The organism is Streptomyces sp. NPDC041814, from assembly GCF_055590565.1.
The window spans coordinates 202,340-228,515 of the sequence record NZ_JBVJAM010000003.1 but is presented as its reverse complement, the minus strand read 5'-3'; the positions used below and the strand labels follow the sequence as shown (position 1 = coordinate 228,515).

The 26,176-nt window shown below is 70.2% G+C and carries 25 protein-coding genes; 21 read left to right on the top strand and 4 right to left on the bottom strand.

Annotated features, from left to right (window positions below; genetic code table 11):
• The first annotated feature begins 5 nt into the window (after positions 1 to 5).
• The 20 genes from thrC (at position 6) to ACZ6C6_RS10595 (ending at position 20,177) form a co-directional block, all read left to right on the top strand.
• On the top strand, positions 6 to 1,076 hold the full coding sequence (gene thrC / locus ACZ6C6_RS10690) for a threonine synthase (protein WP_073963920.1): 1,071 nt from the start codon (positions 6 to 8) through the stop codon (positions 1,074 to 1,076).
• 410 nt (positions 1,077 to 1,486) lie between these two features.
• Positions 1,487 to 2,404 carry a homoserine kinase gene (gene thrB, locus ACZ6C6_RS10685; protein ID WP_469201253.1) on the top strand — a complete coding sequence of 306 codons (918 nt, stop codon included), beginning with the start codon at positions 1,487 to 1,489 and terminating at the stop codon, positions 2,402 to 2,404.
• 404 nt (positions 2,405 to 2,808) lie between these two features.
• On the top strand, positions 2,809 to 4,836 hold the full coding sequence (gene rho / locus ACZ6C6_RS10680; protein WP_469201251.1) for a transcription termination factor Rho: 2,028 nt from the start codon (positions 2,809 to 2,811) through the stop codon (positions 4,834 to 4,836).
• Positions 4,837 to 5,123: 287 nt separating this feature from the next.
• Positions 5,124 to 6,224, top strand: a complete 1,101-nt coding sequence (locus tag ACZ6C6_RS10675) for an LCP family protein (protein ID WP_469201249.1) — start codon at positions 5,124 to 5,126, stop codon at positions 6,222 to 6,224.
• A gap of 155 nt (positions 6,225 to 6,379) precedes the next feature.
• Positions 6,380 to 6,604: a 50S ribosomal protein L31 gene (gene rpmE / locus ACZ6C6_RS10670; RefSeq protein ID WP_018102644.1), complete on the top strand. Its 225-nt coding sequence runs from the start codon at positions 6,380 to 6,382 to the stop codon at positions 6,602 to 6,604.
• Positions 6,605 to 6,755: 151 nt separating this feature from the next.
• Positions 6,756 to 7,832: a peptide chain release factor 1 gene (prfA, locus tag ACZ6C6_RS10665; RefSeq protein ID WP_018102643.1), complete on the top strand. Its 1,077-nt coding sequence runs from the start codon at positions 6,756 to 6,758 to the stop codon at positions 7,830 to 7,832.
• A gap of 48 nt (positions 7,833 to 7,880) precedes the next feature.
• The gene (gene prmC / locus ACZ6C6_RS10660; protein ID WP_018102642.1) at positions 7,881 to 8,726 is read left to right on the top strand and encodes a peptide chain release factor N(5)-glutamine methyltransferase; all 846 of its coding nucleotides are present in this window, start codon (positions 7,881 to 7,883) and stop codon (positions 8,724 to 8,726) included.
• 55 nt (positions 8,727 to 8,781) lie between these two features.
• Positions 8,782 to 9,429 (top strand): L-threonylcarbamoyladenylate synthase, encoded by a 648-nt coding sequence (locus tag ACZ6C6_RS10655; RefSeq protein ID WP_365680579.1) that lies wholly within the window; start codon positions 8,782 to 8,784, stop codon positions 9,427 to 9,429.
• Positions 9,426 to 10,067: an arsenate reductase/protein-tyrosine-phosphatase family protein gene (locus ACZ6C6_RS10650; protein ID WP_073963914.1), complete on the top strand. Its 642-nt coding sequence runs from the start codon at positions 9,426 to 9,428 to the stop codon at positions 10,065 to 10,067. The genes ACZ6C6_RS10655 and ACZ6C6_RS10650 overlap by 4 nt, the downstream gene beginning before the upstream one ends.
• A gap of 91 nt (positions 10,068 to 10,158) precedes the next feature.
• The gene (locus ACZ6C6_RS10645) at positions 10,159 to 11,580 is read left to right on the top strand and encodes an MraY family glycosyltransferase (RefSeq protein WP_469201245.1); all 1,422 of its coding nucleotides are present in this window, start codon (positions 10,159 to 10,161) and stop codon (positions 11,578 to 11,580) included.
• A gap of 260 nt (positions 11,581 to 11,840) precedes the next feature.
• Positions 11,841 to 12,278, top strand: a complete 438-nt coding sequence (locus ACZ6C6_RS10640; protein WP_469201243.1) for a hypothetical protein — start codon at positions 11,841 to 11,843, stop codon at positions 12,276 to 12,278.
• Positions 12,279 to 12,504: 226 nt separating this feature from the next.
• Positions 12,505 to 13,326, top strand: a complete 822-nt coding sequence (gene atpB / locus ACZ6C6_RS10635; protein ID WP_328902424.1) for a F0F1 ATP synthase subunit A — start codon at positions 12,505 to 12,507, stop codon at positions 13,324 to 13,326.
• A gap of 67 nt (positions 13,327 to 13,393) precedes the next feature.
• Positions 13,394 to 13,642, top strand: coding sequence for an ATP synthase F0 subunit C (atpE, locus tag ACZ6C6_RS10630; protein ID WP_018102636.1), 249 nt, complete (start codon positions 13,394 to 13,396; stop codon positions 13,640 to 13,642).
• A 37-nt stretch (positions 13,643 to 13,679) separates the two neighbouring features.
• Positions 13,680 to 14,225: a F0F1 ATP synthase subunit B gene (locus ACZ6C6_RS10625; RefSeq protein WP_469201241.1), complete on the top strand. Its 546-nt coding sequence runs from the start codon at positions 13,680 to 13,682 to the stop codon at positions 14,223 to 14,225.
• A complete protein-coding gene (locus tag ACZ6C6_RS10620) occupies positions 14,222 to 15,037 on the top strand; it encodes a F0F1 ATP synthase subunit delta (RefSeq protein WP_458336329.1) in 816 nt (271 codons plus the stop codon). The genes ACZ6C6_RS10625 and ACZ6C6_RS10620 overlap by 4 nt, the downstream gene beginning before the upstream one ends.
• 137 nt (positions 15,038 to 15,174) lie before the next feature.
• Positions 15,175 to 16,746, top strand: a complete 1,572-nt coding sequence (atpA, locus tag ACZ6C6_RS10615; RefSeq protein ID WP_111338206.1) for a F0F1 ATP synthase subunit alpha — start codon at positions 15,175 to 15,177, stop codon at positions 16,744 to 16,746.
• A gap of 3 nt (positions 16,747 to 16,749) precedes the next feature.
• Positions 16,750 to 17,664, top strand: a complete 915-nt coding sequence (locus ACZ6C6_RS10610; RefSeq protein WP_469201238.1) for a F0F1 ATP synthase subunit gamma — start codon at positions 16,750 to 16,752, stop codon at positions 17,662 to 17,664.
• Complete coding sequence (gene atpD / locus ACZ6C6_RS10605) at positions 17,664 to 19,106, top strand: F0F1 ATP synthase subunit beta (protein ID WP_161212584.1); 1,443 nt, start codon at positions 17,664 to 17,666, stop codon at positions 19,104 to 19,106. Before ACZ6C6_RS10610 ends, atpD begins: the two co-directional genes overlap by 1 nt.
• 109 nt (positions 19,107 to 19,215) lie before the next feature.
• The gene (locus ACZ6C6_RS10600) at positions 19,216 to 19,590 is read left to right on the top strand and encodes a F0F1 ATP synthase subunit epsilon (RefSeq protein ID WP_469201236.1); all 375 of its coding nucleotides are present in this window, start codon (positions 19,216 to 19,218) and stop codon (positions 19,588 to 19,590) included.
• A 140-nt stretch (positions 19,591 to 19,730) separates the two neighbouring features.
• Positions 19,731 to 20,177 carry a DUF2550 domain-containing protein gene (locus ACZ6C6_RS10595; protein ID WP_361020025.1) on the top strand — a complete coding sequence of 149 codons (447 nt, stop codon included), beginning with the start codon at positions 19,731 to 19,733 and terminating at the stop codon, positions 20,175 to 20,177.
• 3 nt (positions 20,178 to 20,180) lie between these two features.
• Here the strand turns inward: ACZ6C6_RS10595 and ACZ6C6_RS10590 are convergent, their stop codons facing one another.
• Complete coding sequence (locus ACZ6C6_RS10590; protein WP_469201234.1) at positions 20,181 to 21,266, bottom strand: alpha/beta fold hydrolase; 1,086 nt, start codon at positions 21,264 to 21,266, stop codon at positions 20,181 to 20,183.
• Positions 21,267 to 21,367: 101 nt separating this feature from the next.
• On the opposite strand from ACZ6C6_RS10590, the gene ACZ6C6_RS10585 reads away from it, so the two are divergent.
• Positions 21,368 to 22,114: a TetR/AcrR family transcriptional regulator C-terminal domain-containing protein gene (locus ACZ6C6_RS10585; protein WP_469201232.1), complete on the top strand. Its 747-nt coding sequence runs from the start codon at positions 21,368 to 21,370 to the stop codon at positions 22,112 to 22,114.
• Positions 22,115 to 22,197: 83 nt separating this feature from the next.
• On the opposite strand, the gene ACZ6C6_RS10580 is transcribed toward ACZ6C6_RS10585, so the two are convergent.
• The 3 genes from ACZ6C6_RS10580 to ACZ6C6_RS10570 all read right to left on the bottom strand — a co-directional run bounded on the left by ACZ6C6_RS10580 (position 22,198) and on the right by ACZ6C6_RS10570 (position 26,098).
• A complete protein-coding gene (locus ACZ6C6_RS10580) occupies positions 22,198 to 24,084 on the bottom strand; it encodes a glycosyl hydrolase family 18 protein (RefSeq protein ID WP_469201230.1) in 1,887 nt (628 codons plus the stop codon).
• 179 nt (positions 24,085 to 24,263) lie between these two features.
• A complete protein-coding gene (locus tag ACZ6C6_RS10575) occupies positions 24,264 to 24,914 on the bottom strand; it encodes a response regulator (RefSeq protein ID WP_469201228.1) in 651 nt (216 codons plus the stop codon).
• On the bottom strand, positions 24,911 to 26,098 hold the full coding sequence (locus ACZ6C6_RS10570) for a sensor histidine kinase (RefSeq protein ID WP_469201225.1): 1,188 nt from the start codon (positions 26,096 to 26,098) through the stop codon (positions 24,911 to 24,913). The genes ACZ6C6_RS10575 and ACZ6C6_RS10570 overlap by 4 nt, the downstream gene beginning before the upstream one ends.
• Between the last annotated feature and the right edge of the window lie 78 nt (positions 26,099 to 26,176).

The following is a 26,176-nucleotide window of genomic DNA, read 5'->3' as shown; positions in this document are numbered from 1 at the left end:
GACCCATGACCACCAAGGGCACCCACCAGTGGCGCGGCATCATCGAGGAGTACCGGGACCGTCTCCCGGTCACGAGCACGACGCCGGTCGTCACGCTCCGTGAGGGCGGTACGCCGCTCGTCCCCGCTCAGGTCCTCTCCGAGCGCACGGGCTGCGAGGTGCATCTCAAGGTCGAGGGCGCCAACCCCACCGGGTCCTTCAAGGACCGCGGCATGACCATGGCCATCACCCGGGCCAAGGAGGAGGGCGCGCAGGCCGTCATCTGCGCCTCCACCGGCAACACCTCCGCCTCGGCCGCCGCCTACGCGGTCCGGGCCGGCATGGTCTGCGCGGTCCTCGTGCCGCAGGGCAAGATCGCGCTCGGCAAGATGGGCCAGGCGCTCGTGCACGGCGCCAAGATCCTCCAGGTCGACGGCAACTTCGACGACTGCCTGACGCTGGCCCGCTCGCTCTCGGACAACTACCCGGTCGCCCTGGTCAATTCGGTCAACCCGGTCCGTATCGAGGGCCAGAAGACCGCCGCGTTCGAGATCGTCGACGCGCTCGGCGACGCCCCGGACATCCACGTCCTCCCGGTCGGCAACGCCGGCAACATCACCGCGTACTGGAAGGGCTACACCGAGTACGCCGGGGACGGCATGTCGACGCACAAGCCGCGCATGTGGGGCTTCCAGGCGTCCGGCTCCGCGCCCATCGTGCGCGGCGAGGTCGTCAAGGACCCGTCGACCATCGCCACCGCGATCCGGATCGGCAACCCGGCCTCCTGGAACTACGCGCTGGCCGCGCGCGACGAGTCGGGCGGCTTCATCGACGAGGTCACGGACCGTCAGATCCTGTCCGCGTACCGGCTGTTGGCCTCCCAGGAGGGCGTCTTCGTGGAGCCCGCGTCGGCCGCGTCCGTCGCCGGTCTGCTCAAGGCCGCCGAGGAGGGCAAGGTCGACCCCGGCCAGCGCATCGTCTGCACGGTGACCGGGAACGGCCTCAAGGACCCCGACTGGGCCGTCGCGGGCGCCCCGCAGCCCGTCACCGTTCCGGTCGACGCGGCGGCCGCCGCCGAGAAGCTGGGCCTGGCGTAGTCACGTAACGCCTCACCCCGGGTCCGTCCGCGCGACGGCCCGGGGCCAGGGTCCTTCGTCTGCATCAGGCCGGGCTCGCGGGGCGTGGCACCGCAGCCCGCCCCGCTCCCTGATCCGGCCTGATCCCCACGCAAGGCCCCCTGATCCCCACGCAAGGCCCTGGGCGACGACACGTCAGAAAGGGTGCCCTACCGGCCCTTTCCGGCAACAAGAGCGCACCGCGGGCCTGCGACACGCATCGTGCGCCTCCTGTGCGCCCTATGTCGCCACAGAACCTTCCTTCGATAAGCTGTACCCAACCCGCCCCGCCGCATCTGCCGGGGTGCCCCGGGCCGTTGCGGCTCCCCCGAAGAATTCCCGCCCGCAGCCCCCGGAATCCCCGCCGCCTCACAAGGAGAGTCGTCACAGCGATGGCCGGTCCCGCCTTCCGAGCCGCCGCCGTCCGGGTGCGCGTCCCCGCGACCAGCGCCAACCTGGGCCCCGGTTTCGACGCCCTCGGCCTGTCGCTCGGCCTGTACGACGACGTCGTCGTCCGCGTCGCCGACTCCGGACTGCACATCGACATCGCCGGTGAGGGCGCGGACACCCTGCCCCGCGACGAGAAGCACCTGCTCGTACGGTCCCTGCGCACAGCCTTCGACCTGCTCGGCGGACAGCCCCGCGGCCTGGAGATCGTCTGCGCCAACCGCATCCCGCACGGACGCGGCCTCGGCTCCTCCTCCGCCGCCATCTGCGCCGGAATCGTCGCCGCCCGCGCCGTGACGACCGGTGGCGACGCCCGGCTGGACGACGCCGCCCTGCTGGAACTCGCCACCGAGATCGAGGGCCACCCCGACAACGTCGCGGCCTGCCTGCTCGGCGGATTCACGCTCGCCTGGATGGACGGCGCATCCGCCCGCGCGATCAGGATGGATCCGGCTGATTCCATCGTTCCGGTGGTTTTCGTCCCCGGCAAGCCGGTACTCACCGAGACCGCCCGGGGACTCCTGCCGCGCACCGTCCCGCACGTGGACGCCGCGTTCAACGCCGGCCGTGCCGCCCTCCTCGTAGAGGCCCTGACCAGGCGCCCCGAGCTGCTGCTCACGGCCACCGAGGACCGGCTGCACCAGGACTACCGCGCGCCCGCCATGGCCGAGAGCGTCGAACTCGTGGCCCGGCTGCGCGCCGAGGGCGTCCCCGCGGTCATCTCCGGCGCGGGACCGACCGTGCTGGCCCTGGCCGGGGAGGGCGAGGCCGACAAGGTCGCGGCGCTCGCGGGCGAGGGATGGGCGGCCAACCGGCTCGCTCTCGACGCGCAGGGCGCGAGCGTCCTGCCCCTGACGCCGTAGCCGCGAGGCCGCTGGCCGAGAAGTGATTGCCGGTGAGTGAGAGGGGGAATGTTTGTTGGAGCCGGTAGTGTTAACCTCAAGTCTGCAATCGACGTCCATGAGGCGCGTTGCTTCGTGTCCCCTCCGGGACCACCATTTCTTCCGGGAGCCTCCCCAACTGCCTGAGCAGCCTGCCTGAGCAGTTGCGAGCACGCTCCGGAACCGGCACGACACCCCTCGCTCGTCCAGGAGTGGGACCGAGCAGGGGGATGCTCGCGCCGGGCACATGCACACCTCATCTCTCCGCCGTTCCATCCGGCGGTCCACCGCCCCGGCACGGGCCGCACCAACCGAGGACCGCAGCCGGACAGCACAACCGGTCGCCGAGCCAGAAGGCCGACGTCCGCTCCAGGGAAGGACCCTTCGTGAGCGACACCACCGATCTGATGGGCGTGACTGCCGACAAGAACGTCGACAGCGCCGCGCCCGCCGAAGGTGCTGCCACTGGCACCACCGCACGGCGCCGCCGCTCCGGCACCGGCCTTGAGGGCATGGTCCTGGCCGAGCTGCAGCAGGTCGCGTCCGGCCTCGGCATCAAGGGCACCGCGCGGATGCGCAAGAGCCAGCTGATCGAGGTCATCAAGGAGGCCCAGGCCGGCGGCGGCTCCTCCGCCCCCAAGGCCAAGGCCGCCGCGGCCCCCGCCGAGGGCGCCGAGACCAAGCCGAAGCGCCGCGCCACCTCCAAGGCCCGCACCGGCTCCGACGAGGCCCCGGCCGCCGCGCCCGCCGAGAAGGCCACGGCCCAGCAGCAGATCGACATCCCGGGCCAGCCGGCCAGCGACGACCAGCCCGCGGGCGAGCGCCGTCGCCGCCGCGCCACCGCGCAGGCGGGCAGCCCGGAGAGCAAGCCGGACGCCAAGGCGCAGACCAAGGACCGCGCCCAGGACGAGCCGAAGCAGGAGCAGAAGCACGAGGCGCCCGCCGAGGACCGCTCCGCCGAGTCCAAGGCCGAGGCCGGCGCGGACAACGCCGAGGGCCGCCGGGGCGACCGCGGCGACCGCCAGCGCGGGGACCGGGGCGAGCAGCGCCGCGACCGCCAGCGCGACGGCCGGCGTGGCAAGGGCGACGACCAGGGCGGCAACCGGCGCCAGGGCCAGGGCGGTGGCGGCCAGAACCAGGGCGGCAACAACGGCCCGCAGGACGACGGCTTCGACGACGACGGCGGCCGGCGCGGCCGTCGCGGGCGCTACCGCGACCGCCGGGGCCGTCGTGGGCGCGACGAGTTCGCCGACGCCCCGCCCGTCACCGACGACGACGTCCTGATCCCCGTCGCGGGCATCCTGGACATCCTCGACAACTACGCGTTCATCCGGACCTCCGGCTACCTGCCCGGCCCGAACGACGTGTACGTCTCGCTCGCCCAGGTCCGCAAGAACGGCCTGCGCAAGGGCGACCACGTCACCGGTGCGGTGCGCCAGCCCAAGGACGGCGAGCGCCGCGAGAAGTTCAACGCGCTGGTCCGCCTCGACTCGGTCAACGCCGGAGCGCCCGAATCGGGCCGGGGCCGCCCCGAGTTCCAGAAGCTGACCCCGCTCTACCCGCAGGACCGGCTCCGCCTGGAGACCGACTCCAACGTCCTGACGACGCGGATCATCGACCTGGTCGCCCCCATCGGCAAGGGCCAGCGCGGTCTGATCGTGGCCCCGCCGAAGACCGGCAAGACCATGATCCTCCAGGCCATCGCCAACGCGATCACGGTCAACAGCCCCGAGTGCCACCTGATGGTCGTCCTCGTGGACGAGCGTCCGGAAGAGGTCACCGACATGCAGCGGTCGGTGAAGGGCGAGGTCATCTCCTCGACCTTCGACCGCCCCGCCGAGGACCACACCACGGTCGCGGAGCTGGCCATCGAGCGCGCCAAGCGCCTGGTGGAGCTGGGCCACGACGTGGTCGTCCTGCTGGACTCGATCACCCGCCTGGGACGCGCGTACAACCTCGCCGCCCCGGCCTCCGGCCGCATCCTGTCCGGTGGTGTCGACTCGACCGCGCTCTACCCGCCGAAGCGCTTCTTCGGTGCCGCGCGCAACATCGAGGACGGCGGCTCGCTGACCATCCTGGCCACCGCGCTCGTCGAGACCGGCTCGCGCATGGACGAGGTGATCTTCGAGGAGTTCAAGGGCACCGGCAACATGGAGCTCAAGCTCGACCGCAAGCTCTCCGACAAGCGGATCTTCCCGGCGGTGGACGTCGACGCGTCCTCCACCCGCAAGGAGGAAATCCTGCTCGGCAGCGAGGAGTTGGGGATCGTCTGGAAGCTGCGCCGGGTGCTGCACGCGCTCGACCAGCAGCAGGCCATCGAGCTCCTGCTCGACCGGATGAAGAAGACCCAGTCGAACGCGGAGTTCCTGCTCCAGATCCAGAAGACGACGCCGGCCCCGGGCAACAACGACTAGTCGTCGCCCCGCCGGCAGCACACAGGGCCGCCCCCGCACTTCCGGTGCGGGGGCGGCCCTGTGCCGTACACCGTTGCCGTCCCGAGACCTTCGCCACACGGACGCCGTCGCGCGGCACCTTCGTACGACCGTTGTACTGCCCACGAAACCGCAGGTGAGCGCGGGAATGCCGGCCGGCACCGCGCCCGTGCGAGGTGTTCCGGACACACACGGGGGCCACAGCCGCCTGTGCCACGCTTCTTGTCGCCGCCAACGCAAGGGGGTAGCCGACGGAACGAGGGAGACGCATGAGCGAGCGAAGCGGGAGCAACGGCCGAATACGAGCCACCGGCAAGCGCCGGAAGAAGCCGTCCCGCGGCCGCAGGGCGAAGCGCCTGGCCGTCTGGAGCCTGGCCGGAGCGGTCGTCGTGGGCGGTGCGGGCCTCGGCTACGCGTACGTCCATCTCAACGGCAATCTCCAGGCCGTCGACATCAACACCGCGCTCGGCAAGGACCGCCCGGAGAACGTCGACAACGGCTCCGAGGACATCCTCGTCCTCGGCTCCGACTCCCGCTCCGGCGCGAACGGCGAGTACGGCGCGGACGAGGGCGCGGCCCGCTCGGACACCGCGATGGTCGTCCACGTCAACAAGGGACACAAGACCGCGAGTGTGGTCTCCATCCCGCGCGACACCCTCGTCACCCGGCCGGACTGCACCGGCGACGTCAGCGGCGATCCCGTGCCCGGGCAGCAGCGCGCCATGTTCAACACGGCGTACGAGGTAGGCGGGCCCGCCTGCGCGGTCAAGACCGTCGAATCCATGTCCGGCATCCGCATGGACCACTACCTCGAAGTCGACTTCACCGGCTTCAAGAAGCTGATCGACAAGCTCGGCGGCGTCGAGATCACCACCACCAAGGCGATCGACGACCCGGACAGCCACCTGGACCTCGAACCCGGCACCCACACCCTGGACGGCGAGCAGTCCCTCGGCCTGGTCCGCACCCGGCACAGCGTCGGCGACGGCAGCGACCTCGGCCGCATCCAGCTCCAGCAGGCGTTCATCAAGGCGCTGATGCAGCAGGTCAAGAGCGTGGGCGTGTTCGACGGCAGCAAGCTGTACGGCATCGCGGACACCGCCACCAAGGCGGTCACCACCGACTCCGATCTCGGCTCGGTCACCAAGCTCGCGGGCTTCGCCAAGGGCCTCAAGGGCCTCGGCTCCGACCACGTGAACATGGTGACCCTGCCCGTCCAGTACGACCCCGCCGACCCCAACCGCGTCATCCCGCTGGAGAAGGCCGACCGGCAGGTCTGGGCCGCGCTGAACGCCGACAAGCCGGTCCCCGCCGCCGCGACGAAGCAGTCGGCGGGCGACAAGGGCGACGCGGGCGCGATCGTCCGGTGACCCGGACCCCCGGTCGCATCCCGGGGGAATACCCGGCCGTCCACCCTGGTTTTGGGAGATACGGCCGGTCCTGGCAGACTGGTACGTCGGCCCCGGTTCACGGACGCGCAATCCGCGCGTGCGACCCGGAGCCCTCCCGAACCTAGGAGACACCCTTGAAGCGCGACATCCACCCCCAGTACGTCGAGACGCAGGTCAGCTGCACCTGTGGCGCGTCGTTCACCACCCGCTCCACGCTGGACAGCGGCACCATCCGTGCCGAGGTCTGCTCCGAGTGCCACCCGTTCTACACGGGCAAGCAGAAGATCCTCGACACCGGTGGCCGTGTGGCCCGCTTCGAGGCCCGCTTCGGCAAGGGCGCCAAGGCCGCCGGCAAGTAGCGAGCCGTCCGCGCCGGTCCGCGGTGCCCTCTTCCCGGGGGCGCCGTGGCCGGCGTTTTTTTCCGGTCCGGGCACGGGGTCTCCGTACCCCGGCCCCGGCAGGCACCCACCGGCCGGCAGGCACGACGAGCGAAGGAACCAGGAGCCCGAGATGTTCGAGGCGGTCGAGGAACTGATCGGCGAGCACGCCGATCTTGAGAAGCAGCTCGCCGACCCCGCGGTCCACGCCGACCAGGGCAACGCGCGCAAGCTCAACAAGCGCTACGCGGAGCTGAGCCCGATCGTCGCGACGTACCGCTCCTGGAAGCAGTCCGGCGACGACATCGAGACCGCCCGCGAGTTCGCCGCCGACGACCCCGACTTCGCCGCCGAGGTCAAGGAGCTGGAGCAGCAGCGCGAGGAGCTCACCGAGAAGCTCCGCCTCCTGCTCGTTCCCCGCGACCCCAGCGACGACAAGGACGTGCTCCTGGAGATCAAGGCCGGGGCGGGCGGCGACGAGTCCGCGCTGTTCGCCGGCGATCTGCTGCGCATGTACCTGCGCTACGCCGAGCGCGTCGGCTGGAAGACCGAGATCATCGACTCCACCGAGTCCGAGCTCGGCGGCTACAAGGACGTCCAGGTCGCCGTGAAGACCAAGGGCGGCAACGGGGCCACCGAACCCGGCCAGGGCGTCTGGGCCCGGATGAAGTACGAGGGCGGGGTGCACCGCGTGCAGCGCGTGCCCTCCACCGAGTCCCAGGGCCGCATCCACACCTCCGCCGCCGGTGTCCTCGTGACGCCCGAGGCCGAGGAGGTCGACGTCGAGATCCACGCCAACGACCTCCGTATCGACGTCTACCGCTCGTCCGGCCCCGGCGGCCAGTCCGTCAACACGACCGACTCCGCCGTCCGCATCACGCACCTGCCGACCGGCGTCGTCGCCTCCTGCCAGAACGAGAAGAGCCAGCTCCAGAACAAGGAGCAGGCGATGCGCATCCTGCGCTCCCGGCTCCTCGCCGCCGCCCAGGAGGCCGCCGAGCAGGAGGCTTCGGACGTACGTCGCAGCCAGGTGCGTACGGTCGACCGTTCCGAGAAGATCCGGACGTACAACTTCCCGGAAAACCGGATCTCGGACCACCGCGTCGGCTTCAAGGCGTACAACTTGGACCAGGTGCTCGACGGCGACCTGGACGCGGTGATCCAGGCGTGCGTCGACGCCGACTCCGCCGCCAAGCTGGCCGCCGCCTGAGCCCACCGCCCGCCCCGCCCCGCCCGTGAACCCGTACGGAGAACCGCGATGAACCTGCTGCTCGCCGAGGTGGCCCAGGCCACCCAGCGGCTGGCCGACGCCGGTGTTCCCTCACCGAGATTCGATGCCGAGGAACTCGCCGCCTTCGTCCACGGCGTCAAGCGGGGCGAACTGCACAACGTGCCGGACGCCGACTTCGACGCCCGCTACTGGGAGACCATCGCCCGCCGCGAGGCCCGCGAACCCCTCCAGCACATCACCGGACGCGCCTTCTTCCGCTACCTGGAGCTCCAGGTCGGGCCCGGCGTCTTCGTGCCCCGCCCCGAGACCGAGTCGGTCGTCGGCTGGGCCATAGACGCCGTCCGCGCGATGGACGTCGTCGAGCCGCTGATCGTGGACCTGTGCACCGGCTCGGGGGCCATCGCCCTCGCCATGGCCCAGGAGGTCCCGCGCTCCCGCGTACACGCCGTGGAGCTCTCCGAGGACGCCCTGAAGTGGACCCGGAAGAACGCCGAGAACTCCCGCGTCACCGTCCACCGCGGCGACGCGCTCACCGCCCTGCCCGAGCTGGACGGCCAGGTCGACCTGGTCATCTCCAACCCGCCGTACATCCCGCTCACCGAGTGGGAGTACGTGGCGCCCGAGGCGCGCGACCACGACCCCGAGATGGCGCTGTTCTCCGGCGAGGACGGCCTCGACACCATCCGGGGCATCGAGCGCACCGCGCACCGCCTGCTCCGCCCCGGCGGCCTCGTCGTCATCGAGCACGCCGACACGCAGGGCGGCCAGGTGCCCTGGATCTTCACCGAGGAACGGGGCTGGGCCGACGCGGCCGACCACCCCGACCTCAACCGGCGGCCCCGGTTCGCCACCGCCCGCAAGGCGATGCCGTGACCGGGGGCCGCCATCCGTACCAGCCCTACCCGTACATGCTTGAGGAGGCCGGCTGATGGCACGGCGATACGACTGCAACGACGCGACCGACCGCACGACGGGGCTGCGCGAAGCCGCGTCGGCCGTCCGCCGCGGCGAGCTCGTCGTGCTGCCCACCGACACCGTGTACGGGATCGGTGCGGACGCCTTCGCCTCCGAGGCGGTCGGTGACCTCCTGGAGGCCAAGGGCCGGGGCCGCAACATGCCCTCGCCGGTCCTCATCGGCTCCCCGAACACCCTGCACGGCCTGGTCACCGACTTCTCCGAACAGGCGTGGGAGCTCGTCGACGCGTTCTGGCCGGGCGCCCTGACCCTGGTCGCCAAGCACCAGCCCTCGCTCCAGTGGGACCTCGGCGACACCCGGGGCACCGTCGCCGTCCGGATGCCGCTGCACCCGGTCGCCATCGAGCTCCTCACCGAGGTCGGCCCGATGGCCGTGTCCAGCGCCAACCTGACCGGCCACCCCTCGCCGGAGACCTGTGACGCCGCCCAGGAGATGCTCGGCGACTCCGTCTCCGTCTACCTCGACGGCGGCCCGACCCCCGGCATCGTGCCCTCGTCCATCGTGGACGTCACCGGCAAGGTGCCCGTCCTGCTGCGCGCCGGAGCGCTCTCGGCGGAGGAACTGCGCAAGGTGGTACCCGACCTTGAGGTGGCCAATTGACCGCCCCCGAGGGGCGTGGCATAGCGGGGCGGCCCGACACTTTCCGCATTCTCCACGTCAGCACCGGCAACGTCTGCCGCTCGCCGATCACCGAGCGGCTGACCCGGCATGCCCTGGTGCACCGGCTCGGGGACCCGCTCCAGGGCGGGCTGATCGTGGAGAGCGCCGGGACCTGGGGCCACGAGGGCGCCCCGATGGAGGCCAACGCCGAGGTGGTCCTCGCCGACTTCGGCGCCGACGCCACCGGCTTCACCGGCCGTGAGCTGCTGGACGAGCACGTGATCCGTGCCGACCTCGTGCTCACGGCCACCCGCGACCACCGCGCCCAGGTCATTTCCATGGGCCACTCGGCCGGGCTGCGCACCTTCACGCTCAAGGAGTTCACCAGGCTGGTCCGGGCCATAGACCCGGCGACCCTGCCCGACGCCCGCGAGGAGGGCGTGGTCGAGCGTGCCCGCGCCCTGGTCCGGGCCGCCGCGGCGCTGCGCGGCTGGCTGCTCGCCCCGACCGCGGACGCCGACGAGGTCCACGACCCGTACGGCGCCCCGATCACCTTCTTCCGGTCCATCGGCGACGAGATCAGCCAGGCCCTGGACCCGGTCGTCACCGCGCTGACCGGCGTCTCCGCGCCCCACTGACTTCCTCTGTGCAACCATCACGGCGGGCTCCGTGTCCTCAACCATGGGACCTGTCTAGTTAAGGTGTGGGCTGAGATGGCCGGCGATATCTGTGGGGCAGCCCGTGCGTGATTACTTGCTGACACTCTGTGTCACGGCCGCTGTGACCTACTTGCTCACCGGTCCGGTGCGCAAGTTCGCCATCGCGGTCGGGGCGATGCCCGCGATCCGCGCGCGCGACGTCCACCGCGAACCGACCCCGAGGCTCGGCGGCATCGCCATGTTCGGCGGGCTGTGCGCGGGGCTCATCGTCGCCAACCACCTGGCCAACCTCGACGGGGTCTTCGAGCTCTCCAGCGAGCCGAGGGCGCTGCTCTCCGGGGCGGCGCTGATCTGGCTGATCGGGGTCCTGGACGACAAGTTCGAGATCGACGCCCTGATCAAGCTGGGCGGGCAGATGCTCGCCGCCGCCGTCATGGTCCTCCAGGGCCTCACGATCCTGTGGCTGCCGATCCCGGGCGTCGGCACCGTCGCCCTCACCCCGTGGCAGGGCACGCTGCTCACCGTGGCGCTGGTCGTCATCACGATCAACGCGGTCAACTTCGTGGACGGCCTGGACGGACTGGCGGCGGGCATGGTCCTCATCGCCGCCGCCGCGTTCTTCCTGTACACCTACCGGCTCTGGTACGGGCACACCATCGAGGCCGCCGCCCCGGCGACGCTGTTCTCGGCGATCCTGATGGGCATGTGCCTCGGCTTCCTGCCGCACAACATGCACCCCGCGCGGATCTTCATGGGCGACTCGGGGTCGATGCTGATCGGCCTGGTGCTCGCGGCCGGGGCGATCTCGGTGACCGGGCAGGTCGACCCGGACACCATGAAGATCTTCGAGGGCAGTGAGCGCCAGGCGACCCACGCGATGCTCCCGGTCTTCATCCCGCTGCTGCTGCCGCTGACCATCATCGCCATCCCGGCGGCGGACCTGGTGCTGGCCATCGTGCGGCGCACCTGGAACGGCCAGTCGCCGTTCGCCGCGGACCGGGGCCACCTGCACCACCGGCTGCTCAACATCGGCCACTCGCACAGCCGGTCGGTGCTGATCATGTACTTCTGGTCGGCGCTGATCGCGTTCGGCGCGGTGGGGTACTCGGTGCACTCGACGTCCCTGTGGATCGTGATCGTGATCGTGGGGCTGAGCGCGCTCGGGCTGATCCTGCTCCTGCTGCCCGCGTTCACCCCGCGCGCCCCGCGCTGGGCGGAACGCTTCGTGCCGCCGCGCTACCGCCGCGGACGGCGTCGTCCGGAGGAGCCGGGTGCCGCCGCGTCGGAGGAGGCCACGGAGGGCCAACAGGGGGCCGTGGACGGCCAGATGGAGACGGGTGCGACGGGTGGGGCCGGGGGTGCCGCCGAGGAGCGTGAGACGGCTTCCGGGGCTCCCGTCGCCGCGGGTGTCTCGGGCGTCAACGGGGCGACCGCCATCGGCCACCGTTCGCGTGCGGGGGACCGTCGGGCGGCCGGTTCCACCCGTCACTGACCCGGTCACCGACACCCAATAACAGACAAATCGAAGCTGCGCCTCGCTCACACGTGCTCATTAGCCCTCACGTGTGACAGCAAGCACACTTTCTTGGTAAAGACCTCATCAAATAGTTTGTGATACCGTTCACGAAGCCCGGTGACAGAGCCGAAGGACCTGATGTAGCACGGTCCATCGGCCCGAGGCATCGACTCGGACCGGGCCTACGCTCGTCCATGACGACACACTGCCCACCCCCAGCAAGCGGAGCTGCCGCCATGCCGTCCAACGACGTCCGGACTCTCCTCCAGACCGCCGTACCCACCGCTGCCGCCGGCGCCGTAGCCGTCGCGATCAGCGCTGGCGTCGCCGGTGGCAAGGGAGCCCTGGGCGCGATCGTGGGGACGATCGTGGTCATCCTCTTCATGGGGATCGGGCTCGTGGTCCTGCAACGGACCGCCCGGTCCATGCCCCACCTCTTCCAGGCGATGGGGCTCGCGCTCTACACGGCGCAGCTCCTGCTGCTGTTCATCTTCGTCGCCGTATTCAAGAACACCTCGCTGTTCAACCCGAAGGCGTTCGCGATCACCCTGGTCGCGACGACCCTCGTGTGGATCGGCGCACAGGCGCGTGCGCACATGAAGGCGAAGATCCTTTACGTGGAACCCGAATCCGAGAAGGCCGAGAAGGCCGGGAAACCGGGGTCCGACGCGTGAAGGGTAGGGGCGGAATAAGTGCGGGGTCAGGACCCTGCTATCGTCCGGTTCCAACTGCGGCACTGCGGGCGCGTGCATGTGAGCTGACGCCTGCTCGATCGCGAGGCTCACATGCCTGACTGCCGCTCACACATCCGAAACACCAGTCCAGTGCCGAACCGCGGCTGCGCGCCGCGCCGACACAACGAGGTTGCCGTACCTATGCGCCACGCTGAAGGAGCCCGCGGTGAGTGCTGACCCGACACAGGTGCTCGCCTTCGAGACCGATTGCCACCTCTTCGACGGTTGTGGCTTTCCGGCACCCGGCCTGCACTCGTTCCTGTTCGAGCCCCTCTGGGGCGACGCGGACAGCAACCTGTACTTCAACAAGACGATGCTGCTGGCCCTGCTCGGCTCGGTGATCATCGTGGGCTTCTTCTGGGCCGCCTTCCGCAAGCCGAAGTTGGTGCCCGGCAAGCTCCAGATGACGGCCGAGGCCGGATACGACTTCATCCGCCGCGGCATCGTCTACGAGACGATCGGCAAGCGCGACGGCGAGAAGTACGTCCCGCTGATGGTCTCGCTGTTCTTCGTCATCTGGATGATGAACCTCTGGTCCATCATTCCGGTTGCCCAGTTCCCCGTGACGGCGATCATCTCGTACCCGGCCGCACTGGCCGCGATCGTCTACTTCCTGTGGGTCGGCCTGACCTTCAAGAAGCACGGCTTCGTCGGTGCCCTCAAGAACTTCACGGGTTACGACAAGAGCCTCGGCGGGGTCCTGCCGCTCTCGATGACCATCGAGTTCTTCTCGAACCTGTTCGTCCGGCCGTTCACGCACGCGGTCCGGCTCTTCGCCAACATGTTCGCGGGCCACACGCTCCTGCTGCTCTTCACGATCGCCAGCTGGTACATGCTCAACGGCATCGGGATCGCCTACGCAGGTGTGTCGTTCGTGATGGTCATCGTGATGACCGCCTTCGAACTCTTCATCCAGGCTGTTCAGGCTTACGTCTTCGTGCTGCTGGCCTGCAGCTACATCCAGGGCGCTCTCGCCAAGGGCCACTGAGCACCCCACTCCTGAAGCACCCGGTGGCCAACCCCCACCGGACATTGAAAGAGAAGGAAGAACCGGCATGTCCGCTCTCCAGACCCTCGCCGCCGGCGTCGAAATCAAGGGCAACCTCGGCTCGATCGGTTACGGCCTCGCCGCGATCGGCCCCGGCGTCGGCATCGGCATCATCTTCGGTAACGGCACCCAGGCGCTCGCCCGTCAGCCCGAGGCTGCCGGTCTCATCCGCGCCAACCAGATCCTCGGCTTCGCCTTCTGTGAGGCGCTCGCCCTGATCGGTCTGGTCATGCCGTTCGTCTACCCGACCTCCTGACCGGTCGCGAACAGCCCATTCGACGGAAGGCACTGACGTGAACCCCCTGGTTCAGCTCGCGGCGGAGGAAGCGGAAAACCCGCTCATCCCGCCGATCCCTGAGCTCGTCATTGGCCTCATCGCTTTCGTCATCGTCTTCGGCTTCCTCGCCAAGAAGCTCCTCCCGAACATCAACACGGTTCTGGAAGAGCGCCGCGAGGCCATCGAAGGCGGGATCGAGAAGGCCGATGCGGCCCAGACCGAGGCCCAGAGCGTTCTTGAGCAGTACAAGGCTCAGCTCGCCGAGGCCCGCCACGAAGCCGCTCGTATGCGCCAGGAGGCGCAGGAGCAGGGCGCCGTGATCCTGCAGGAAATGCGTGCCGAGGGCCAGCGCCAGCGCGACGAGATCGTCGCCGCCGGCCACGCCCAGATCGAGGCCGACCGCAAGGCCGCCGCCGCCGCGCTGCGCCAGGACGTGGGCAAGCTCGCCACCGACCTGGCCGGCAAGCTCGTCGGTGAGTCCCTGGAGGACCACGCCCGGCAGAGTGGCACCGTCGACCGCTTCCTCGACGAGCTCGAGGCGAAGGCCGAGGCCGTCCGATGAACAGCGCGAGCCGCGAGGCACTGGCTGCCGCACGCGAGCGCCTCGACGCGCTGACCGACTCCACGTCGGTCGACGCGGCGAAGCTCGCCGAGGACCTGGCCGGCGTCACGGCGCTGCTGCACCGCGAGGTGTCGCTGCGCCGGGTCCTGACCGACCCGGCGCAGCCGGGCGAGGCCAGGGCCGAGCTGGCAGGCCGCCTGCTCGGCGGACAGGTGGGCGGCGAAGCCGTCGACCTGGTCTCCGGCATGGTCCGCTCGCGCTGGTCGCAGTCGCGTGACCTGGTCGACGCGGTCGAGGAGCTGGCGAACACCGCCGACCTCACCGCCGCCCAGCGCAACGGTGCCCTGGACGACGTCGAGGACGAACTCTTCCGGTTCGGCCGCATCGTCGCCTCGGACACCGCCCTGCGTGCCGCGCTCACCAGCCGGACCGCGACCCCCGCCGCCAAGGGCGAGCTGCTCCGCAGCCTGCTCGGCGGCAAGGCGCGGCCCGCCACCGAGCGCGTCATCGTGCGGCTTGTCACCCAGCCGCGTGGACGTAGCCTGGAAGCGGGACTCGACTCCCTCTCCAAGCTGGCCGCGGAGCGCCGGGAGCGCATGGTCGCGATCGTCACCTCCGCGGTGCCGCTCAGCGACCGGCAGAAGCAGCGCCTGGGTGCCGCCCTGGCGAAGATCTACGGCCGCCAGATGCACCTGAACCTCGACGTGGACCCCTCGGTCCTCGGCGGGATCGCGGTGCGGGTCGGCGACGAGGTCATCAACGGCACCATCGCGGACCGCCTCGACGAGGCGACCCGCCGCATGGCCGGCTGACGCAAGCGCGGAGCAACAGAACAGAGCAAGACCAGCGGCCCGGTTGGGCCGTGCAGAAACTGCAGAAGATTCCTGGGGGTCGGCCCCCAGACCCCCTTAAGAAACTTCGGGCCCAACAAGGAGAGCAGGGAACCCAGATGGCGGAGCTCACGATCCGGCCGGAGGAGATCCGGGACGCGCTGGAGAACTTTGTCCAGTCGTACAAGCCGGACGCGGCCTCGCGCGAGGAGGTCGGTACGGTCAGCGTTGCCGGCGACGGCATCGCGAAGGTGGAGGGCCTGCCCTCCGCCATGGCGAACGAGCTGCTGAAGTTCGAGGACGGCACCCTCGGTCTCGCCCTCAACCTCGAGGAGCGCGAGATCGGTGCGATCGTCCTCGGCGAGTTCAGCGGCATCGAAGAGGGCCAGCCGGTGCAGCGCACCGGTGAGGTGCTCTCCGTCGGCGTCGGCGAGGGCTACCTCGGCCGCGTCGTAGACCCGCTCGGCAACCCGATCGACGGTCTCGGCGAGATCGCGACCGACGGCCGCCGCGCCCTCGAGCTGCAGGCCCCTGGCGTCATGGTCCGCAAGTCGGTGCACGAGCCGATGCAGACCGGCTACAAGGCCGTCGACGCCATGGTGCCGATCGGCCGCGGCCAGCGTCAGCTGATCATCGGCGACCGTCAGACGGGTAAGACCGCTCTGGCCGTCGACACGATCATCAACCAGCGCGACAACTGGCGCTCGGGCGACGTGAACAAGCAGGTGCGCTGCATCTACGTCGCCATCGGTCAGAAGGGCTCCACGATCGCGTCCGTGCGCGGTGCCCTCGAAGAGGCCGGTGCGCTGGAGTACACGACCATCGTCGCCGCCCCGGCGTCCGACCCGGCCGGCTTCAAGTACCTCGCGCCGTACACCGGCTCGGCCATCGGCCAGCACTGGATGTACCAGGGCAAGCACGTCCTGATCATCTTCGACGACCTCTCGAAGCAGGCCGACGCCTACCGCGCCGTCTCCCTGCTGCTGCGCCGTCCGCCGGGCCGTGAGGCGTACCCGGGCGACGTCTTCTACCTCCACTCGCGTCTGCTGGAGCGCTGCGCCAAGCTCTCCGACGACATGGGTGCCGGTTCGATGACGGGTCTCCCGATCGTCGAGACCAAGGCGAACGACGTGTCGGCGTTCATCCCGACCAACGTCATCTCCATCACCGACGGCCAGTGCTTCCTGGAGTCCGACCTGTTCAACGCCGGCCAGCGTCCGGCCCTGAACGTCGGTATCTCGGTCTCCCGCGTCGGTGGCTCCGCCCAGCACAAGGCCATGCGCCAGGTGTCCGGCCGGCTCCGCGTGGACCTCGCCCAGTACCGCGAGCTGGAGGCGTTCGCCGCCTTCGGTTCCGACCTGGACGCGGCCTCGAAGGCGTCGCTGGAGCGCGGTAAGCGCATGGTCGAGCTGCTGAAGCAGCCGCAGTACGCCCCGTTCCCGGTCGAGGAGCAGGTCGTCTCCGTCTGGGCCGGCACGAACGGCAAGATGGACGACGTCCCGGTCGAGGACATCCGCCGCTTCGAGACGGAGCTGCTGGAGTACCTGCGCCGCGAGCGCAAGGACCTCCTCACCAGCATCCGCGAGGGCGCCAAGATGTCCGACGACACGCTGCAGGCGATCGCCGACGCCGTCGCCGCCTTCAAGCAGCAGTTCGAGACCTCGGACGGCAAGCTCCTGGGCGAGGGCTGATCGATGGGCGCTCAGCTTCGCGTTTACAAGCGCCGCATCCGCTCCGTCACCGCCACGAAGAAGATCACCAAGGCGATGGAGATGATCGCCGCCTCGCGCATCGTCAAGGCGCAGCGCCAGGTGGCGGCGTCGACGCCGTACGCGACCGAGCTCACCCGTGCGGTGACCGCGGTGGCGACCGGCTCCACCACCAAGCACCCGCTGACCACCGAAGCCGAGTCCCCGGCCCGGGCCGCGATCCTGCTCGTCACGAGCGACCGCGGCCTGGCCGGCGGTTACTCCTCCAACGCCATCAAGGCCGCGGAGAAGCTGACCGAGCGGCTGCGCGGTGAGGGCAAGGAGGTCGACACGTATGTGATCGGCCGCAAGGGTGTCGCCTACTACGGGTTCCGCGAGCGCAAGATCGCGGACTCGTGGACCGGCTTCACCGACAGCCCGACGTACGCGGATGCCAAGCGGGCTGCTGCCCCGCTGATCGAGGCGGTGTCGAAGGAGACCGCCGAGGGCGGCGTCGACGAGCTGCACATCGTCTTCACGGAGTTCGTGTCGATGATGACGCAGAACCCGGTGGACGACCGGATGCTGCCGCTCAGTCTCGGTGCCACGGAGCAGGAGACCGGCAAGGGCGAGATCCTGCCGCTCTTCGACTTCGAGCCGTCGGCGGAGGACGTCCTCGACGCCCTGCTTCCGCGGTACGTCGAGAGCCGTATCTACAACGCGCTGCTGCAGGCCGCTGCTTCCGAGCACGCCGCCCGCCGCCGCGCGATGAAGTCGGCCACCGACAACGCCGGTGAGCTCATCAAGACGCTCTCCCGGCTTGCCAACGCGGCCCGCCAGGCCGAAATCACCCAGGAAATCAGCGAGATCGTCGGTGGTGCCAGTGCGCTGGCCGACGCGACCGCGGGGAGTGACAAGTAATGACGACCACAGTTGAGACGGCCGTTGCCACGGGCCGCGTCGCCCGGGTCATCGGCCCGGTCGTCGACGTGGAGTTCCCCGTCGACGCGATGCCGGAGATCTACAACGCGCTGACCGTCGAGGTGGCCGACCCGGCCGAGGACGGCAAGCTCAAGACGCTGACGCTCGAGGTCGCCCAGCACCTCGGCGACGGTGTGATCCGCGCGATCTCGATGCAGCCGACCGACGGTCTGGTCCGCCAGGCCCCGGTCACCGACACGGGCACCGGCATCACGGTCCCCGTCGGCGACATCACCAAGGGCAAGGTGTTCAACACCCTTGGCCAGATCCTGAACAAGCCCGAGGCCGAGGCCGAGGTCACCGAGCGCTGGCCGATCCACCGCAAGGCGCCCAACTTCGACCAGCTCGAGTCCAAGACCGAGATGTTCGAGACCGGCGTCAAGGTCATCGACCTCCTCACCCCGTACGTCAAGGGTGGAAAGATCGGTCTGTTCGGTGGTGCCGGTGTCGGCAAGACCGTGCTGATCCAGGAGATGATCTACCGCGTCGCCAACAACCACGACGGTGTGTCGGTGTTCGCGGGCGTCGGTGAGCGCACCCGTGAGGGCAACGACCTCATCGAGGAGATGGCCGACTCCGGCGTCATCGACAAGACGGCGCTCGTCTTCGGCCAGATGGACGAGCCGCCGGGGACCCGTCTCCGCGTCGCCCTGGCCGGTCTGACCATGGCGGAGTACTTCCGCGATGTGCAGAAGCAGGACGTGCTCTTCTTCATCGACAACATCTTCCGGTACACCCAGGCCGGTTCCGAGGTGTCCACCCTGCTCGGCCGTATGCCGTCCGCGGTGGGTTACCAGCCGAACCTGGCCGACGAGATGGGTCTGCTCCAGGAGCGCATCACGTCGACCCGCGGTCACTCGATCACCTCGATGCAGGCGATCTACGTCCCCGCGGACGACCTGACCGACCCGGCGCCGGCGACCACCTTCGCCCACCTCGACGCGACGACGGTTCTCTCCCGTCCGATCTCCGAGAAGGGCATCTACCCGGCCGTGGACCCGCTGGACTCCACGTCCCGGATCCTGGACCCGCGGTACATCGCCGCGGACCACTACGAGGCCGCCATGCGCGTCAAGGGGATCCTCCAGAAGTACAAGGACCTCCAGGACATCATCGCGATCCTCGGTATCGACGAGCTGGGCGAGGAGGACAAGCTCGTTGTCCACCGTGCCCGTCGCGTCGAGCGCTTCCTGTCGCAGAACACTCACGTCGCCAAGCAGTTCACCGGCGTGGACGGTTCGGACGTTCCGCTCGACGAGTCGATCGCCGCGTTCAACGCCATCTGCGACGGTGAGTACGACCACTTCCCCGAGCAGGCGTTCTTCATGTGCGGTGGCATCGAGGACCTGAAGGCCAACGCCAAGGAGCTCGGCGTCTCCTGAGCCTCCGGCTCACCGAGGGGGGCGGGTGCGTCCCGTCCCCCTCACCACGCCCCGTAGAATTGACCCAACACCCGGCACGACCGCCGGGTGGTGACCCGAGGAGCCACCCTTGGCTGCTGAGCTGCACGTCGAGCTGGTCGCCGCGGACCGCAGTGTCTGGTCCGGCGAGGCCACCCTGGTCGTCGCGCGCACCACGTCCGGCGACATCGGCGTCATGCCCGGTCACCAGCCGCTTCTGGGTGTGCTGGAATCGGGCCCGGTGACGATCCGTACGAGCGAGGGCGGGACCGTCGTCGCCGCCGTGCACGGCGGTTTCATCTCGTTCGCCGACGACAAGCTCTCTCTTCTCGCGGAGATCGCGGAGCTTGCCGACGAGATCGACGTCGAGCGCGCTGAGCGTGCGCTTGAGCGTGCGAAGTCGGACACGGACGGCGCTTCCGAGCGGCGCGCCGAAGTGCGACTGCGTGCGGTGGCGGCACACTAGCCACCTCACGACATGGTTTTACCCTCAGCCGCGGCCCGTGCCGGAGACCTCTCCGGACCGTGTCGCGGCTGAGGCGATGCAGATGCAGGTGACGTACGGACGGTATCCGTTTACTCGATGATGCGAGGAGGTCGGTGGAGATGTACCTCGCGCTGTGGGTGGGCGGACTGGTCGTCGCACTGGTCGTACTGGGACTCTTCGTCTTCGGTCTGCGCCGGCGGCTGATCCAGCGTTCCGGCGGGACCTTCGACTGCAGTCTGCGGTGGAACGTACCCGAGGAACCCGACCTGTCCGGCAAGGGCTGGGTGTACGGTGTCGCCCGGTACAGCGGCGACAAGGTGAACTGGTTCCGGGTCTTCAGCTACTCGCCGCGTCCGCGCCGGGTCCTGGAACGCTCCGCGATCGAGGTCGTGGCCCGCCGGATGCCGGAGGGCGAGGAGGAGCTGGCGCTGCTCTCCGACGCGATCGTGCTCGGCTGTCTCCACCGGGAGACCCGCCTGGAGCTGGCGATGAGCGAGGACGCGCTGACCGGCTTCCTGGCCTGGCTGGAGGCGGCCCCGCCCGGCCAGAGGGTGAACGTGGCCTAGCGCCTAGCGCCACACGTCCGATGAGCCCGCGACCGCCGGCCGGACCCGCGTCAGCATCAGCTCCAGGAAGCGCTCCGGGTGCCGGAACGACGCGAAGTGGCTCGCGTCCTCGATGAGCGCGAAGTCCTTGGCGGGGGCGGTGACGGCCTCGTAGAACGCGCGCGCCGGGGCCGGCGGCGTCAGGACGTCGTGCGCTCCCTGGAAGATGAAGAACGGCAGGGCGAAGTCGGTGCCGTCGGCCCACTCGTCGATCGTCACGGCCTCCGGCCCCACCTGTTCCGAGAAGGTCATCGCGCCCATGTAGGAGCGCAGCCCGCGCAGCGTGTGCAGGGGTGAGAACCACAGCGAGCGGACCACCACGGTCTTCATGGTGTCGTAGGTCAGCGGGTCGGACGTGGTGACGGTCCTGGCGTGGGCCGCCCACTGCTCCGGGGTCCAGGCGGTGGGGTCGGGGCCCATCGCGACGACGGCGGCCAGGTCCTTGCGCTTCCCGGCCGCCCGCAGCCGCTCCAGCAGGGCGTCGAAGGCGCCGTGGTCGCGGCCGCCCCCGTAGATGTTCTGGTCGGTGCCCACGTACGCGGAGTACCGCTCGGGGTGGCGGCGGGCCAGCCGCAGTCCGATGACCGTGCCGAACGAGTTGGCCACCAGCAGGACCTTGTCGACGCCCATCCGGGACCGGATGTGGTCGGTGACCTCCAGGGCGTCCTCGTACAGCCGGTCCAGGGTGAATTCTCCCTGGCCGTCGGGGCCGTGGGCGGCGAAGGTGCGGCCGGCGCCGCGCATGTCCCAGCGGACGACGGTGAAGTGCTTCTCCCAGGCGCGGGTGCGCGGCAGGAAGATGTGGTTGGAGGCGCCGGGGCCGCCGTGGATCTCCAGGATCACCGGGTTGGCGCGGTCGTCGCCCCGTACGGAGATCCACTGGTCGATGCCGCCGATCCGGACGAAGCCGGACTCCTCGATCCCGCCCGGCGCGGTGACGCGCAGCGCCCTGGCGGCGGCGGTGCGCTTGAGCCGGCGGTAGCCCAGCATCCCCACGACGGGGCCGGCCACCAGGGTGGCGGCGGATGCGGTGATGAGCGTGGTCAGCACGGCTGACTCCTTAAACTGTTTATGGCGTAAGCAGAAGCGTTTAAGGTATATACAGTTGGTCGGGGGGTGTCAACCGTCCGACCGAGACCAGGGAGAACGCGATGGCCGGGGCAGCCGGGAGAAGCAAGCGGGCGGGGCCGAGGGACATGCGGGCGGGCGTCGAACTGCTCTGGGGCGAGCGGGACCGGCCCGCCCGGGGCCCCAAGCCCTCACTGACCCCGCGGCGGATCGCCGACGAGGCGGTCGCGGTCGCCGACGCGGAGGGCCTGGACGCGGTGTCGATGGGCCGGGTGGCGGCCGGACTCGGCGTCTCCGGGATGGCGCTCTACCGCTATGTGCCCGGCAAGACCGAGCTGGTCGAGCTCATGGTGGAGGTGGTGCTCGCCGGTGTACCCGACCTCACGGACGCGGGCCCGGGGTGGCGGGAGCGGCTGGCCACCTGGAGCCGCCGGTCCTGGCAGGTGTACGTGGACCACCCCTGGCTGCTCGCGGCCACCGCGATGCGCCGCCAGATCATGGGCCCCCACCAGCTGGGCTGGCTGGACGCGGCCCATGCCGCGCTGGAGCCGACGGGGCTCGGCGCGGCCGACCGGCAGCGGGTCGTCCTCCTCCTGATCGGGCAGGTGCGCAGCCTGGCCCAGCAGCGGGCGGACTTCGACGCGGAGCATGCCCGGGAGTGGGGCCGGCTGACCGGTGAGCTCCTGGAACGGCACTCCGACCGGTTCCCCGCGCTCACCCGGGCCATCGCCGCGGGGGCGTTCGAGTCGAACGGCGCCGAGTCGCTGGACTTCGGCCTGGACCGCATCCTCGACGGTGTCCAGGCACTGATCGCCGAGGCGTCGCCGTAAGAAGCGCGCGGGCACGCGAAAACCGGGGAGACAGGGGGCGGACCTGTCTCCCCGGCGTCTTTCGGGGGGCTGAGCCTCGGGGGTTACTTGAGGCCGGTGTTCATCGCGCTCACGAGTTCACCGTTGCTGGTGTCCCCGCTGAACTCCCAGAAGAACGCGCCTCCCAGGCCCTGCGTCTTCGCCCAGGCCATCTTCGACTTGATGGTGGCCGGGGTGTCGTAGCTCCACCAGTTGGTGCCGCAGTGGGCGTACGCGGTGCCGGCGATCGTGCCGGTGGTCGGGCAGGTGTTCTTGAGGACCTTGTAGTCCTCGATGCCCGCCTCGTACGTGCCCGGGGCGGCGCCGGTGGCGGTGCCGCCGGGCGCGTCCTGGGTGACGCCGGTCCAGCCGCGGCCGTAGAAGCCGATGCCGAGCAGCAGCTTGGACGCGGGGACGCCCTGGGTCTTCAGCTTGGCGATGGCGTCGGCGGAGTTGAACCCGGCGATCGGGATGCCGGAGTACGAGTTCAGCGGGGAGTGCGGGGCGGTCGGGCCCTTCGCGTCCCAGGCACCGAAGAAGTCGTACGTCATCACGTTGTACCAGTTGAGCGACTGCGCGGCGCCGGCGTAGTCCGCCAGGTCGATCTTGCCGCCCTGAGAGCCGTCGGCCGTGATGGCGGCGGTGACCAGGTAGTCCTTGCCGAACTTGGTGCGCAGCGCCGAAGTGAGCTTCTTCAGCGCGTCCGGGCCGCTGGTGTCACAGGTCAGGCCGCAGGCGTTGGGGTACTCCCAGTCGATGTCGATGCCGTCGAAGACATCGGCCCAGCGCGGGTCCTCGACCAGGCTGTAGCAGGAGTCGGCGAACGCGGCCGGGTTCTGGGCCGCCTGGCCGAAGCCGCCGGACCAGGTCCAGCCGCCGAAGGACCACAGCACCTTGATGTGGGGGTACTTCGCCTTCAGCTTGCGCAGCTGGTTGAAGCTGCCGCGCAGCGGCTGGTCCCAGGTGTCGGCGACGCCGTCGACGGACTGGTCGGCGGTGTACGCCTTGTCGTAGTCGGCGTAGGAGTCGCCGATGGTGCACTTGCCGCCCTGGACGTTGCCGAAGGCGTAGTTGATGTGCGTGATCTTCGCGGCCGAACCGGACGTGTCCAGGTTCTTGACGTGGTAGTTGCGTCCGTAGACGCCCCACTCGGCGAAGTAGCCGAGGTTGACCTTGTCGCCGGTGCCCGGCTCGCCGGGGTCGGTGCCGCCGCCGGTGGTGTGGACCTTGACCGCGCCGCTGACCGGGCCGGTCTGGTCGGCGGTGTCCCGCGCCTGCACGCTGTACGAGTAGTCCGTGCCCGCGGTGAGGCCGGTGTTCGTGTACGTGGTGCCGGTGACCGTGGCGACGACCGCGCCGTCCCGCAGGACGTCGTAGTTCTTGACGCCCTTGTCGTCGGTGGCCGCGGTCCAGCCGAGCTTCACCGAGGTGTCGGTGATGGAGCTCGCGGTGGGGGTGCCCGGCGCCGAAGGGGCGTTGTCGCCGGGAACGGTGGGACCGCCGTCGCAGGAGGCGCCGTTCAGCGTGCAGTTGGTGGCGGCGCCGCCGCCGGAGCCGGTGCCGTTGAAGCCGAAGGAGACGCTGGCGCCGGGGGCGATGGTGCCGTTCCAGCCGACGTTCTTGGCGGTCCAGTGGTTGCCCGTGTGGGTGACGGTGGCGTCCCAGGCGGAGCCGACGCCGGTGCCGCTGGGGAAGTCCCACTCGATGGTCCAGGAGCTGAGGGACGTGGTGCCGGTGTTCTTCACCGTCCACTGGCCCTCGAAGCCGGTGCCCCAGTCGGACTTCTTGAGGTACGTGGCGGTGGCGGAGGTCGCCGCCTCGGCGGGGGACGCCAGGCCGACCATCGCGGCGAGGGGAAGGAGCAGTGCGGAGAGGCCCGCGACGGCTCTGGTTCTGGTGGCTCGACCGGTCCCGAGTCTGAATCGGGTCCGGCGGGGGGTCTCAGTGCTCAACGGTGCTCCTCGGGTGAGGTCCGGACATACGGGGTGGTCCGTGAACTGCAACCCTGCGCCGCCCTGAGCCCGCTTTTGTCATGGCAGGCTCACCGCAGTGTGTTCGGTGAGATTAAGAAGGTCTGGACCAATCGTCAAGAGGTCCAGACCAAAGATCGTGGCCGTCCGCCGAATAAACCTCAGACACCCAACTCCTGTGCCAGTACGGCCGCCTGGACCCGGCTGCGCAGCTCCAGCTTGCCCAGCAACCGGCTGACGTGCGTCTTCGCCGTCGCCTCCGCCATGGAGAGCCGCTCGGCGATCTCCGCGTTCGACAAGCCCTCGCCCAGGCACCCCAGCACCTCGCGCTCCCGCCGGGTCAGCGCCTCCAGCACCGACGCGTCCGGAGCCTCCGCCGCCCGTCCGGGCCCGGTCCCGGCGAACTCCGCGATCAGCCGCCGCGTCACGGCCGGCGCGATCATCCCCTCACCGCGCGCCACCGTGCGCACCGCGTCGAGCAGCCCGGCCGCCTCGGTGTCCTTCAGCAGGAAGCCCGAGGCCCCCGCCCGCAGCGCCCCGAACACGTAGGCGTCCAGGTCGAACGTCGTCAGCACCAGCACGTCCGCCAGCCCCTCACCGGTCACCTGCCGGGTCGCCGACACCCCGTCCAGGCGCGGCATCTGCACGTCCATCAGCACCAGGTCCGGCCGCAGCTCGCGGGCCAGCCGTACCGCCTCCTCGCCGTCCCCGGCCTCCCCGACGACCTCGATGTCCGGCGCGCTGCCCAGGATGAGCACCAGGCCCGCCCGTACCGCCGTCTGGTCCTCCGCGACCACCACCCGGACCGTCATGTCCCCGATTCCCCTTCGTCCGCGGGCAGTTCCGCCCGCACCCGCCACATCCCGTCCACCGGGCCCGCCCCGAACTCCCCGCCGAGCAGCGCCACCCGCTCCCGCATCCCCACCAGACCCGCTCCCGACCCCGGCGCGCGCGGCCCCGTCCGCTCCCCGAGCACGCTGGTCACCTCCACCGTCAGCCGCCGCCCCGCCCGCCCCAGCCGCACCGTGACCGGGCCCGGCGCCGCGTGCTTGAGCGCATTGGTCAGGGACTCCTGCACGATCCTGTACGCGGCCAGCTCGACCGGCGCCGGCAGGGGTGCCCCGCCGTCCCCGGCGTCCTCCAGCACGCAGCTCAGCCCGGCGTCCGCGGCGGCCGCGCGGTGCTGCTCGACCAGCGCGTCCAGTGAACCCAAGGACGGTGTGCTGCTGGGCTCGGCGTCGGCGGCCCCGGTGCGCAGCAGCCCGATCAGGCGGCGCATTTCGGCCAGACCCTCGACGCTGTTCTCGCGGATGACCCCGAGGGCGTTGCGCGAGGTCTCCGGGTCGCCGAGGGAGAGCGCGGCGGTGGAGTGGATGGCGATGGCGGACAGGTGGTTGGCGACCAGGTCGTGCAGCTCGCGCGCCATCCGGGCCCGCTCGGCGGTCACCGCCTGGGCGCGGTCCATCTCGGCGAGCAGGGCGGTCTGGTCGGCGCGCAGCCGGGCCGCGTCGGCGGCGTCCCGGTGGTTGCGCACGCTGACCCCGGTGAGGGCGGGCACGAAGACGACGAGGGCGGTGACGATGCCGACGAGCAGGGCCTCGGGGCTGCGGATCCACGCGAGCGAGCCGATGGTGACGACGAGGGAGATCAGGAAGGTGATCACCGGGATGCGGCGGGCGGCCGTCGGGGTCCCGTACAGCACCGCCGCGTACATGACGTCGGTGTACATCGCCACGGTGGCCAGGTTGCCGTGGGTGCACTGATCCGCGACGAGCGCGACGGAGCCGATGGTGAGGGCGGTGCGCGGCGAGCTCCTGCGCAGCAGTTCCGCCGCCGACATGACGACGAGCGGGATCAGCGGGAGGCGGGTGTCCCCGAGGACGTCACCGGTCCGCATGTAGAGGTTGAGCAGCCACAGCACCAGTCCGCCGAGCAGCCCGAGGGCCGCGATGAGCACGTCGTCGCGGTGCGGGCGGGGCAGGGAGGGAGTCGGCACTACATCGAAGTATGCAGCCGTCTCTCGTCACCTGGGCCGATGACCCTGGCCCGCGCGGCGGCCAGGCTGGAAGGGAGA

Bases quoted from the DNA above. Each gene is read 5' to 3' on its own strand.
- thrC (WP_073963920.1), top strand. From the start codon at position 6: ATGACCACCAAGGGCACCCACCAGTGGCGCGGCATCATCGAGGAGTAC.
- thrB (WP_469201253.1), top strand. From the start codon at position 1,487: ATGGCCGGTCCCGCCTTCCGAGCCGCCGCCGTCCGGGTGCGCGTCCCC.
- ACZ6C6_RS10675 (WP_469201249.1), top strand. From the start codon at position 5,124: ATGAGCGAGCGAAGCGGGAGCAACGGCCGAATACGAGCCACCGGCAAG.
- prfA (WP_018102643.1), top strand. From the start codon at position 6,756: ATGTTCGAGGCGGTCGAGGAACTGATCGGCGAGCACGCCGATCTTGAG.
- prmC (WP_018102642.1), top strand. From the start codon at position 7,881: ATGAACCTGCTGCTCGCCGAGGTGGCCCAGGCCACCCAGCGGCTGGCC.
- ACZ6C6_RS10655 (WP_365680579.1), top strand. From the start codon at position 8,782: ATGGCACGGCGATACGACTGCAACGACGCGACCGACCGCACGACGGGG.
- ACZ6C6_RS10640 (WP_469201243.1), top strand. From the start codon at position 11,841: ATGCCGTCCAACGACGTCCGGACTCTCCTCCAGACCGCCGTACCCACC.
- atpE (WP_018102636.1), top strand. From the start codon at position 13,394: ATGTCCGCTCTCCAGACCCTCGCCGCCGGCGTCGAAATCAAGGGCAAC.
- ACZ6C6_RS10620 (WP_458336329.1), top strand. From the start codon at position 14,222: ATGAACAGCGCGAGCCGCGAGGCACTGGCTGCCGCACGCGAGCGCCTC.
- atpA (WP_111338206.1), top strand. From the start codon at position 15,175: ATGGCGGAGCTCACGATCCGGCCGGAGGAGATCCGGGACGCGCTGGAG.
- ACZ6C6_RS10610 (WP_469201238.1), top strand. From the start codon at position 16,750: ATGGGCGCTCAGCTTCGCGTTTACAAGCGCCGCATCCGCTCCGTCACC.
- atpD (WP_161212584.1), top strand. From the start codon at position 17,664: ATGACGACCACAGTTGAGACGGCCGTTGCCACGGGCCGCGTCGCCCGG.
- ACZ6C6_RS10595 (WP_361020025.1), top strand. From the start codon at position 19,731: ATGTACCTCGCGCTGTGGGTGGGCGGACTGGTCGTCGCACTGGTCGTA.
- ACZ6C6_RS10585 (WP_469201232.1), top strand. From the start codon at position 21,368: ATGGCCGGGGCAGCCGGGAGAAGCAAGCGGGCGGGGCCGAGGGACATG.
- ACZ6C6_RS10575 (WP_469201228.1), bottom strand. From the start codon at position 24,914: ATGACGGTCCGGGTGGTGGTCGCGGAGGACCAGACGGCGGTACGGGCG.